The 10,619-nt window shown below is 63.5% G+C and carries 8 protein-coding genes; 7 read left to right on the top strand and 1 reads right to left on the bottom strand.

The window, feature by feature from the left end:
- From ABF757_RS09345 to ABF757_RS09315, 7 genes are all read left to right on the top strand, one after another.
- Positions 1-1,596, top strand: a 1,596-nt coding sequence (locus tag ABF757_RS09345; protein ID WP_415481946.1) for a glycoside hydrolase family 44 protein, incomplete at its 5' end; no start/stop codon positions are given.
- Complete coding sequence (locus ABF757_RS09340) at positions 1,593-2,951, top strand: lipopolysaccharide biosynthesis protein (RefSeq protein ID WP_415481945.1); 1,359 nt, start codon at positions 1,593-1,595, stop codon at positions 2,949-2,951. The genes ABF757_RS09345 and ABF757_RS09340, both read left to right, overlap by 4 nt.
- On the top strand, positions 2,948-3,355 hold the full coding sequence (locus ABF757_RS09335; protein ID WP_415481943.1) for a hypothetical protein: 408 nt from the start codon (positions 2,948-2,950) through the stop codon (positions 3,353-3,355). The genes ABF757_RS09340 and ABF757_RS09335 overlap by 4 nt, the downstream gene beginning before the upstream one ends.
- A 181-nt stretch (positions 3,356-3,536) precedes the next feature.
- Positions 3,537-4,907 (top strand): efflux RND transporter periplasmic adaptor subunit, encoded by a 1,371-nt coding sequence (locus ABF757_RS09330; protein ID WP_415481942.1) that lies wholly within the window; start codon positions 3,537-3,539, stop codon positions 4,905-4,907.
- Between the two features lie 5 nt (positions 4,908-4,912).
- Positions 4,913-7,990, top strand: a complete 3,078-nt coding sequence (locus tag ABF757_RS09325; RefSeq protein ID WP_415481941.1) for an efflux RND transporter permease subunit — start codon at positions 4,913-4,915, stop codon at positions 7,988-7,990.
- Entirely contained in the window at positions 7,987-8,655 is a 669-nt protein-coding gene (locus tag ABF757_RS09320; RefSeq protein WP_025860699.1) for a response regulator, read from the top strand. The genes ABF757_RS09325 and ABF757_RS09320 overlap by 4 nt, the downstream gene beginning before the upstream one ends.
- Positions 8,652-10,031, top strand: a complete 1,380-nt coding sequence (locus ABF757_RS09315) for an ATP-binding protein (RefSeq protein ID WP_415481939.1) — start codon at positions 8,652-8,654, stop codon at positions 10,029-10,031. Before ABF757_RS09320 ends, ABF757_RS09315 begins: the two co-directional genes overlap by 4 nt.
- A 22-nt stretch (positions 10,032-10,053) precedes the next feature.
- On the opposite strand, the gene ABF757_RS09310 is transcribed toward ABF757_RS09315, so the two are convergent.
- Positions 10,054-10,619 (bottom strand): cytochrome b (locus tag ABF757_RS09310; protein WP_415481937.1); only part of this gene is annotated, 566 nt, incomplete at its 5' end.

Here is a 10,619-nt window from a genome sequence, read left to right as displayed (position 1 = left end):
CCTGCGACCGTATCGCCCGAATCCGTGGTGGACATAACGGTGGACGGGGCTATCCGCCACCCGATCAGCCCGCTGATTTACGGGGTGAATTTCGGCACTACTGAAACCCTCAAGGACCTGCGTGTTGCTATCAACCGCTCGGGGGGGGACAGTGCTTCCGCCTATAACTGGCGGATTGATGCACGGAACGCGGGCAAGGACTGGTACTACGAAAGTGTGCCCTGCGACCCCAAGGCCATAAACGACCAGTTTGGCCCGCGCTTTATCAGCCTGACCCGCAAGGGCGGGGCCGTGCCCATGATCAGCCTGTCCATGCTGGGTTGGCAGGCCAAGCTTGGCCCGGATCGTTCGCGGCTGGCCTCCTTCGCCATTACCAAATACGGCCCCCAGCAGGAAAATGACTCGGTGGGCATGTTCGATGCGGGCAATGGCTTCAAGCCCGATGGCTCGCCCATAACCGATAACGACCCCCATGACGCCCAGACCCCTAGCGACGCCCAGAGCGAGCAGGACAGGCTGCGTCATCTGGTCAAGCAGTTCGGGGCCGATGGCGTGCCCTATGTCATTCTCGATAATGAGCTGAGCCTGTGGCAGCTTATCCACCGCGATGTGCACCCCATTGGCCTACATGCGGATGAAACGGCCCAGAAGGTTATTGAGTATTCGAAGGCGGTAAAGGCCGTCAGTCCCAAGGCAAAAATTGTCGCGCCGGAGGAATGGGGGTGGCAGGGCTACCATTACAGCGGGTTTGACCAGCAATACGCCATTACCCACGGGCTGGATCACACCCCCGACCGCGAAGGCATGACTGCGGGTATGGACTACGTGCCCTGGCTGCTTACGCAGTGGAAGGCGGCGGGCCACCCCATTGATGTGTTCAGCCTGCATTTCTACCCGCAGGAAGGCGAGTATTCGGATTCTGACAAGCCCGAAGTACAGCGCGCGCGCAATCGCTCCACTCGAGACCTGTGGGACCCCACCTATAAAGACCCCTCATGGATCAACAGTGTAGTGGCGCTTATCCCCATGATGCGCCAGTGGGTGGATCAGTATTACTACCCCGGCACGCCCATCGCACTGACAGAGTATAACTGGGGTGGCGAACACCAGATGAATGGTGCCACAACGCAGGCCGACATTCTGGGTATTTTCGGGCGCGAAGGGCTGGATATCGCCACACGCTGGGGCGATTTGTCCCCGGATATGCCGGTGTACAAGGCCATAAAGCTCTATCGTAACTACGATGGTCATGGCGGCGCGTTTGGCGATATCAGCCTGCAGACCCATACCCCCGCCCCGGATGAGGTTTCAGCCTTTGCCGCACAGCGCGGGGCGGATGGTGCCATTACGTTGGTTGTTATCAACAAGCGGCTGGATGCGCAGGCCCATGTCAGGATCAGCCTGTCCAACCTGCCTGATCACGGTAAGGTGGAGGCATGGCAACTGGTTGATAATGCCCTGACCCGCAAGCCCGACACCTCGTATACGCACGCAACGCTCACTGCCACGCTGCCCCAGCAGAGCATTCTGCTGCTCGTGCTGCCGCAGCCCAAACCGGCGAAACAGGGTAAAAAGGCTAGCGGAAAGCGTTCATGAACAATCAGGCCCCTTCTTCTGGCGCGCATGCTTCCATTTTGCGTGGCGCGCTGGCCAGTCTGGGGGTGCGCCTGTTCGACCTGCCCAGCCGCTACGGCTTTCACCTGCTGGTGGCGGCCAGTCTTGGGGTGATGGAGAGCGGGCGTTTTTATATCGTTTTCAGTATCGTCAACACACTGGCCGGGTTCGGGCGGCTGGGGGTCGATCGCGCTCTTACGCGCCAGCTTGCGGTGGATACTGCGTCGGGCCGCGAGGGCGGGGTACGCCCGGCTACCCGCAGCGCCATGCGGGTAGTGGTGCTGATGTCGCTGGTGGCAACGGCCCTGCTGGCGGGGTTTGCCACGCCTGTGGCTGATTTTGTCATGCACAAGCCCGATCTCGCTTTGCCGATGATGCTTGGCGCACTGGCTATCCTGCCCCAGAACCTCAGTACGGTTGTGGCAGGTGGCCTCGCGGGGCTGCACCGCGTGGGCTACAGCCAGATGGTGTATTCGTGGTTGTGGCCCGCCATTTTCTGTGTTGCGGCGCTACCGCTTGTGTTTCTCAAGCAGTTTACGGTGCTGCACGCTCTGTTGCTCATGGCGGCCAGTTTTGTCATGGCGGCGGGGGTGGGGGCTGTCCTGCTGCGCCGGTTTCTCTCGCCCTATCCGAATACGGGGCACGCAGCGCATGAAAAGCAGCATTTTCTTGCGCGGGGGCTGTCGTTTTTCACGCTGGAACTCACACAGCTCATGATCGCGGCGGTGCCTGCCATTGCGCTGGGCATTGCGGCCTCGCCCCAGCAGACAGGGTTGTTCGCGCTGGCCTGGCGTATTGCGCTGATCAACCTGCTGTTCATTAACGGGGTTACAGGTATGGCAGCCCCCAAATTTGCCGCCCTGCATGCCCGTAACGACCTGCATGGCCTGAACCGGAGCGCTGCACAGGCTATCGGGCTGGTGCTGTGTCTGGCTCTGCCCGTTACGGCGTGTATGCTGCTGTTTCCCGAACGCCTGCTGGCCGTGTTCGGGCCGGGTTATAGCGCAGGGGCCACAACCTTGCGCATTCTGGCAATCGGCCAGCTTGTGGCCGCCTGCTTTGCGGGTATGCCCGACCTGTTGGGCATGACGGCGCATCTGGCGGCGTTGCGGACAATCAATTTCATTTCCCTTGGGGTGTTGTTGGTGGGGCTGCTGGTGCTGGTGCCTACGGGTGGCAGCATGGGGGCGGCAGTTGCAACCTCGCTCGCCATTGCGTTCAACGCAGCAGCAGCGGGCTGGGCGGCGCATCGTCTGCTGGGTCTTTTCCCGCTTGCGACCGTATGGCACGGGCTGCTCATTCGTCTGCGGCCCGTGCGCGGGGGTAGAGGGTCATGACAGTCCGCGCGCTGGCCGCCATGGTGTCCGCGCTGGCGTTTTCTGCTCTGTTCGGGCTGGTTGCAGGCAAGCCTGTACACGCGGAGGGGTGGCCCCCGCGTTACGATACCGACGGGCTGTGCTTCCGTAACGCCAATTCCACCGATGGTTTCTCCCCCGAGGCGGTGACAAGCTGCCTTGCCAGCCAGAGCAACGCGCTCAACAGGTTGCGGCGCATATGGGATGTCATTCCGACCGGGCTGGAGGATGATTGCGATGAGCGCACGCGCATTACCGGCAGGCAGGATTACATAGCCCTCGAAAACTGCATCAAAGAGCAGATGAGCCAGAATACAACCGTGCCGCTGGTGCCCCCGCGTGAGGCGCCGGTGCACCCTAAGGATGATGATGAGGCACCCCAATAGCCTGCCCGTTCGGGTGTGCGGCTGTGTCTGGGCTGGGTGTTCAGGATTGTGTCAGCTTCCTTTGTTAAAAAACGGGTGCGCCGGACAAGCCGGGGTGGTGGGGCCTGTCAGGCGGCCTGGGGTTCGGGGAATGTCAATCAGTCAAGCACAGCCAGCGCTTTGCACGCACCGGCCCGGGGCCGTGCCGGAGGGCATATGCGCGGGCCGTAACAGGGGCCGTGGCCTGCGGGCTCTGGTTTTGGCTGTGCAGGCCGTGGGCGTTCTGGCACTGAGCCCGCCTTGGGGCGGACTGCCCGCCGCATGGGGGGCGGATGCACCCGCCGGTAACGCGCCTGCTGTTACCCCAGTCCCTGCTTCTGCCGCCGTGCTTGCCACGCCTTCTGCTGCTACACTTGTTGCTGCTCCGCCCGCCGGGGCCGTGGCGGGTGCTGCCCCGGCAGGCACTGCGGCAGGCGAACTGGGGCTGTTCGTCACTCTGGGCTCTGCCGCGCAGCAGAATGCCGGGTTGCAGACAGGGCCCGCACAGATGGGCGCGCTCACCGGCACGATTGACGCCATGGCCATGATCCAGCCTGAAGCCAGCCATCTGGTGCGGATACACCCTGCCGGGGCGGGCAAGGTGCTGAGTGTTGCCGTGGTGCCGGGCCAGCATGTCAATGCGGGCGATGTGTTGCTGACCTACCAGAACCACGCCCTGCATGGCGTGCGCCTACAGATTACCAAGGCGCAGGCGGCACTTTCCACTGCACAGGCAGCGTTGCAGAACGCTCGCGCCACCTATGAGCGTGGCCGCGCGCTGGAAGGCGGGGCCGTATCGGCGGGGGAGACACGCCGCCGCTTTACCGCCCTGCGCGCGGCGGAGGACGAGGTGCAGGCGCGTCAGGCTGATCTGGACACGCTGCGCCACCAGCTTGAGAGCGAATATAATTCGGTAACCGAAAGCGATGCGAGCCCGAACGGCCGGCATGATGAAACATCGCGCATTATCGCCCCCAGCGCGGGCGAGGTGCAGACGGTAGGCGTGGGCGTGGCAGACGATATCGGGCCGAACACCGAGCTTGTCGCTTTGGCCGATCTGTCCACGGTGTGGATCGTTTCCGATATTCTGCCACAGGATGCCCAGCGTGTTCAGCCCGGCGGTGTGCAGGTAACGGTGCCTGAAGGGCAGGCCCGCACCGTACTGCATTCCACCATTACCTCCATCGGCTATCTGGCCGACCCCGCCACCGGGCTGGTGCATGTCATCAGCCGGGCGGATAATGCTGATGGCCGTCTGCATCCGGGCATGTTCCTGACAACCCGCCTGCCCACGCGTGATCCCACACCGGGTGTAGTGGTGCCTGCCGGGGCGGTGGTTGATATTGATGGTGTCAGCACGATGTTTGTGCCCAATGGGCCGGAGCGCTTTCAGGTGCGGCCGGTGCGGGTGGGGGCGGAGCAGGACGGCAAGGTGGTTGTCCTGTCCGGTCTGGCGGCGGGCGAGACCGTGGTGACACAGGGCGCCTTTACCCTCAAATCTGTCCTGCTCAAATCCAGTATGGGGGATGACTGAGCGCCATGCAGGCGTTTTTGTCAGCCTTGCAGGCCCGGCGCTGGCTGGTGCTTGGCCTGCTGTACGCGGTGTTTGTTGCCGGATGCGCCGTGGTGCGGGGCCTGCCGGTGGAGGCCGTGCCCGATATTTCGCCCCGTCAGGTTCTGGTTTCGGTGGTCGCGCCGGGGCTGGCCACGGAGGAGGTGGAGCGGTTGATCACCTTCCCCATCGAGACCAGCATGGCGGGCCTGCCCGACATGACCGACCTGCGCTCGGTCTCGCGCTCGGGGGTTTCGGTCGTTTACGTCCAGTTTGACGATGCCTCGGACATCAATCTCGACCGCACCCGCGTGCAGGAGCGTATCCAGCAGGCGCGCGGGCTGATTACGGTGCCGGGTATTAGCGTCAATATCGGCCCGCTGGCCACGGGGCTGGGCGAGATCATGCAGTTCCAGATCCATGGCGCGGGGTATTCGCTAACAGACCTCAACCGTATCATGACATGGCGCGTGGCCCCGGCACTCAAGCTGGTGCCGGGCGTGGTGGAGGTGAATGTCAGCGGTGGGGGCGAGCAGACCTTTGAAGTCGCGCTGGATCAGGCACGCCTGCTGGCGCTGGGCGTTTCAGTGGGGGATGTCTACCGCGCGGTGGAGGAGAACAATGCCGCCGCCGGGGGCGGGTGGATAGAACACCATGCCGAGCAGCAGATTGTCTCTGCGCGTGGGCTGGTTGGTTCGCTGGAGGATTTCGGGGCTATTCCCGTGCGGCTCAACCCCGGTGGCAGCGCCATTTTTCTGCGCGATGTTGGGCATGTCGCCATGGGTATGCGCACCCGGCTGGGGGCCATGACCAGCAACGGGCAGGGCGAAATCGTGACAGGGGTTGTCATGATGCGCATGGGGGCCAGTTCGGATGCAACGCTGGCTGCCATCAGGCAGGCCATGCCGGGCATTGTGCAGTCGCTCCCGCGCGGGGTCACGCTTGAGCCGTATTACCTGCGCTCCACCCTGACAGACAGCACCATTGCCACCGTGCGCGAAAACCTCGTGCTGGGGGCGCTGCTGGTGATTGCGGTGCTAATTGTGGTGACGGGCGACTGGCGGGCCTCGGTGGTGATTGCCTCGGTCATTCCCTTTGCGCTGGTCTGCGCCATGGTGGGCATGCGCTGTTTTGGTATTTCGGCCAACCTGCTCAGTCTGGGCGCGATCGATTTCGGTATGATCGTGGACAGCACGCTGGTGGTGGTTGAAAACCTCATGACCCATCGCGCCCGCGCGCAGGCCAGCGGCGAAAACACCCCGTTCGCCCGGCTGGCCGTGTCCTCTGCGGTGGAGGTGCTGCGCCCGGTAGGCTTTGGCATTGTGGTGATTATCATGGTGTATCTGCCTATCCTGACGTTGCAGGGTATAGAGGGCAAGATGTTCCGCCCCATGGCGCAGACGGTCATCATGGCGCTGCTGGCCTCGCTTGTTTACTGCATTGTGGGTATTCCGGTTCTGGCTGCTCTCGTCATGAAAGCGCACGGGCGGCATGAGGATACGCGGCTGATCGCAGCACTGCGCCGGGGCTATGTCAGGCTGCTGGACTGGAGCGAGCGGCATGCGCGCGCCGTGTTTGGCGCGGTAGCGGTGGTGTTTGCGCTCTCGCTCTGGGTGGGGGCGCATCTGGGCGGTGAGTTCATTCCCTCGCTGGGTGAAGGCACGTTGACCCTGAGTGCCACCCGCCTGCCCAGTATCTCCCTGCCCCAGACCCTGCGCGAAGTGGCTTTGCAGGAGCGGCTTCTGCTCCGTTTTCCCGAGGTTACGCGCATTGTCAGCAGCACTGGCACCTCGGCCATACCGACAGACCCCATGGGGGTGAATGAAACGGACAGCTTCATTTTCCTCAAACCCCCATCGGAATGGAAAACGGCCCATACGCGCGAAGGGCTGGTCATGGCCATGAGCCACGCGCTGGAGGAGGCTTTCCCCGGTGTGCAGCAGTCATGGAGCCAGCCGGTGCAGATGCGCATGGATGACCTGCTCTCAGGCGTGCGCACCCAGATAGCCCTGTCGGTTTACGGGGACGATCTGCCCACCCTCGCCCGGCTGGGCGCGCGGATTGTCTCCATCATGCAGGGGGTGCCGGGGGCGGCGGATGTTGCGGTGCTGGGCGAGGGCACGGTGCCGTTCATCCATGTCGATATCGACCGCGCGCAGGCGGCCCGTCTGGGGGTAACCCAGCAGGAAGTGCTCAATGTGGTGGAGGCCGTGGGCGGGCATGTAGGCCGGGCCGTAACCGTGGATAATGCGCTTATCAGTACGCAGGTGCGGTTCGACCCGGCACAGGCGGCCACGCGTGAGCAGATCGCCCGGCTGCGGGTGCGCCGGGCTGACGGGCGCGGGGCGGTGCTGCTGTCCGAGGTGGCGCGGATAACGGTGGAAAACGGGCCACCACGCATCAGCCGCGATGGCATACGCCGCCGTCTGGTGGTGCAGGCCAATGTGCGTGGGCGCGACCTCAGCTCCTTTGTGGCTGCCGCACAGGAGGCGGTGGCGCGCGGTGTCAGCCTGCCGCCCGGCTATAGCATGGTGTGGGCGGGGCAGTTCCAGAACCTTAAATCCGCCATGGCGCGGCTGGAAATGGTGGTGCCGGTAGCACTGGCCCTTATTTTCGGGCTGCTGGTGGCGGCTTTTGGGTCTGTGCGGCTGGCGGGGCTGGTTTTTGTAAACCTGCCGGTAGCCGCAACGGGGGGTATTTTTGCCCTGAGCGCGCGCGGCCTGCCCTTTAGTGTTTCGGCGGGTATTGGTTTTATTGCGTTGTTTGGCGTGGCGGTGCTCAATGGGGTGGTGCTGGTCAGCGCTATTCAGGCGCTCAGGAGCCGCGGGCTGGATGCCGCGCGTAGTGCACGGCTGGCGGCGGAAGAGCGCTTTCGCCCGGTGGTGGCAACGGCGCTGGTGGCCAGTCTGGGCTTTCTGCCCATGGCGTTTTCGGCGTCAGCCGGGGCGGAGGTGGAGCGGCCTCTGGCCACGGTTGTTATTGGCGGGCTGGTTTCCTCCACCCTGCTGACCTTGCTGGTGCTGCCCGCACTCTATGCCCGGCTGATGAAAAGGCGCGCGACATGAAGATACTGATTGTGGAGGACGAAGCCGCTCTGGGTTCTGCCGTGCGTGAGCGTGTGCGCGAGGCGGGGCATGTGGCGGACTGGTTCACCACGCTGGAAGATGCGCGCGCGGCCATGGCGGCTTCGCTTTACGATTTCGTGCTGCTCGATCTGGGCCTGCCTGATGGTGATGGCCGCATTTTCCTGCGCGAGATCCGCCGCACGGGCTCGCCCGTGGCGGTGTTGATTGCTACCGCGCGGGACCAGATCAGCGAGCGCATTGCGGGCCTGTCCGAAGGGGCGGATGATTATCTGGTCAAACCCTATGACCTGAATGAACTTGTGGCGCGTATAGAGGCCGTGGCGCGGCGTTATGCTGCCCTGCCAGATAATTCGCTGGCTGTGGGCGATGTGGTGATAGACCTCGCCCGCCGCCAGCTTGTGCGCGCGGGCCGTATGGTAGACCTGTCCGCGCGGGAATGGGCCATTGTGGAACTGCTGACCCGCAGGCCCGGCGCGGTGTGCAGCCGCGACCTGATAGAGGATGTTCTGTACGGCCTGAGCGAGGATGTGGACAGCAATGCGGTGGAGGTATTTATCAGCCGTATTCGCAAAAAAGCAGGGGCGGAACTGATTACGACCGTGCGTGGCCGGGGCTACCGGCTGGGCGGGACCGATAGGCCATGATAGCCACCCGGGAGCAGGCTCCGGCGGGCCCGCCACGCCCAGCCCGGCCCCACAGGCACTGGAGCCTGGCCTCGCGGCTTGTATCGGGCACATTGGTGGCGGTGCTGGGTGCGTTGGTGCTGCTGGGGGTGCTTGTGGCGGGTTTTACCCGTTTCGAGGTGACGGAGCGGCTCGATAATTCCTTGCAGGAAGTGGCGGAGCGTCTTGAGTTCATGCTCAGTGCGCTTGATCGCGCAGGGCCTGCGGCCCCGGATGGGCAGGTAGCCCGCCTGCCCGGCACAGATGACCGGCGCACACTGGCCTACCAGATCGCCACACCGGACGGGCGGCTGGAAATCCGCTCGCAGAACGCCCCGCAGGCCCTGTTTGTTTCTGACATGAAAACGGGTTTTTACACGGTGCCGTCTTTTCGGGTGTATGTAACGCCCTCGGCCTCGGGGCGGCATGTCATTCTGGTAGGCGAGCCGACCTTCCACCGGCGCGAGGCCGTGCGCCACGCCATGCTTATTTCGGTTCTGCCGGTCGTGGCGTTTTTTCCGGCTATCTGGTTCATGGTGCGCTGGAGCGTGCGGCGCGCCCTGCGGCCCCTGACCGGGTTGCAGAACGAAATCAGGAGCCGGGGTGGGGCTAATCTTGCCCCTGTCCCCCCGCTGGACCTGCCTGATGAGCTTGTGACCATCCATGCCGCCGTCAACCTGCTGCTCGAGCGGCTGAATCTGGCCCTATCGACAGAGCGCGCCTTTGCCGCCAATGCCGCGCATGAACTGCGCAACCCCGCCGGAGCATTGCTGGCGCAGGCTCAGCTTTTGCAGCGGCAACTGGGCGAAACGCCGTACGCACCGCGTGCGGGTGTTATTGTGGCGCAGGCCCGGCGTATGGGCCGCACGGTCGAAAAACTGTTGCAGCTTTCACGTATTGGCTCCGGCATGGCGCTGTGTGGCGGCACGGTCGATCTGGTGCCGGTTATCGGTTTTCTGGCCCATGAGCTTGAGCGTGAAAAAGGCCAGCGCATGATTGTGGAGGGGGCGGACAGCCTGCTGGTGGAAGGCGATATGGATACGGCAGGGATCATGCTGCGCAACCTGCTGGAAAACGCGCTGGTGCACGGGGCGGCGGATCAGCCGGTGCGGGTTACGGTCACCCCCGACCGCCGGGTGCTGATCGCCAATGACTGCCCGGCCATAGACCCCGCCCTGCTGGCCACACTGGAAAAACCGTTTGTGCGGGGCCAGACCGAGGCGGAGGGCAGCGGTCTTGGCCTTGCCATAGCACGGCAGATTTCACAGCTTTTTCATGCTGAAATGTCTATATGCTCACCTGTGCCGGGGAAGGCGCGTGGTGTGCTGGTTACGCTAGCTTTCCCCCCACGGGACTGATGGCGCGTGGGGGCTGCTCCTTTCAGGGTGCGGTACGCGTGCGGCTGGGTAACATACGGTCCAGAACACCATCTTTGAGAATATGCTGGTGTATCAGGGCCGCCAGTGCATGGCCGCAGGCCAGCCCGATAATGAGCCATGCTGTCCATGAATGCAGGGTTTTGAACAGCACCACTGTATCGTGCGGGAGTGGCGCGAAAGGGGCTGGAATTAACAGCCCGAAAAAGCTGATGGTCTGCCCCGCACCCCAGCGCCAGGCGTAACCCAGAACCAGCTCGATACAGATCAGCCCATACAGGGCGCTTTCCATGGCGATGGTAAAAAAACGGTCCAGTGGGGCAAGCTGCGATGCAAAATGCCGCCCCCGTGTCAGCCGCCACCACAGGCGGGCAGGGATCAGCACGGTCAGGATCACCCCTGCACTCAGATGCGCCACCACCATAGGGTGATGCAGCGGGCGGGGTGGCCAGTGCCATGTTTCCCCCAGCACGAACTGGAACACGATCAGAAAAGCGCTGAGCCAGTGCATGACAATGGTCGGGTTGTCATAACGCGTGGGGGGCTGTGCGGGTGGGGCGTGGTTTTGCG

Source organism: Acetobacter papayae (genome assembly GCF_047721125.1).
GTDB lineage: Bacteria > Pseudomonadota > Alphaproteobacteria > Acetobacterales > Acetobacteraceae > Acetobacter > Acetobacter papayae.
This window is presented reverse-complemented; position numbering and strand designations above follow the sequence as displayed.

Excerpts from the sequence above, each read along its gene's own strand:
- ABF757_RS09340 (WP_415481945.1), top strand. The coding sequence starts at position 1,593 with ATGAACAATCAGGCCCCTTCTTCTGGCGCGCATGCTTCCATTTTGCGT.
- ABF757_RS09320 (WP_025860699.1), top strand. The coding sequence starts at position 7,987 with ATGAAGATACTGATTGTGGAGGACGAAGCCGCTCTGGGTTCTGCCGTG.
- ABF757_RS09315 (WP_415481939.1), top strand. The coding sequence starts at position 8,652 with ATGATAGCCACCCGGGAGCAGGCTCCGGCGGGCCCGCCACGCCCAGCC.
- ABF757_RS09335 (WP_415481943.1), top strand. The coding sequence starts at position 2,948 with ATGACAGTCCGCGCGCTGGCCGCCATGGTGTCCGCGCTGGCGTTTTCT.
- ABF757_RS09325 (WP_415481941.1), top strand. The coding sequence starts at position 4,913 with ATGCAGGCGTTTTTGTCAGCCTTGCAGGCCCGGCGCTGGCTGGTGCTT.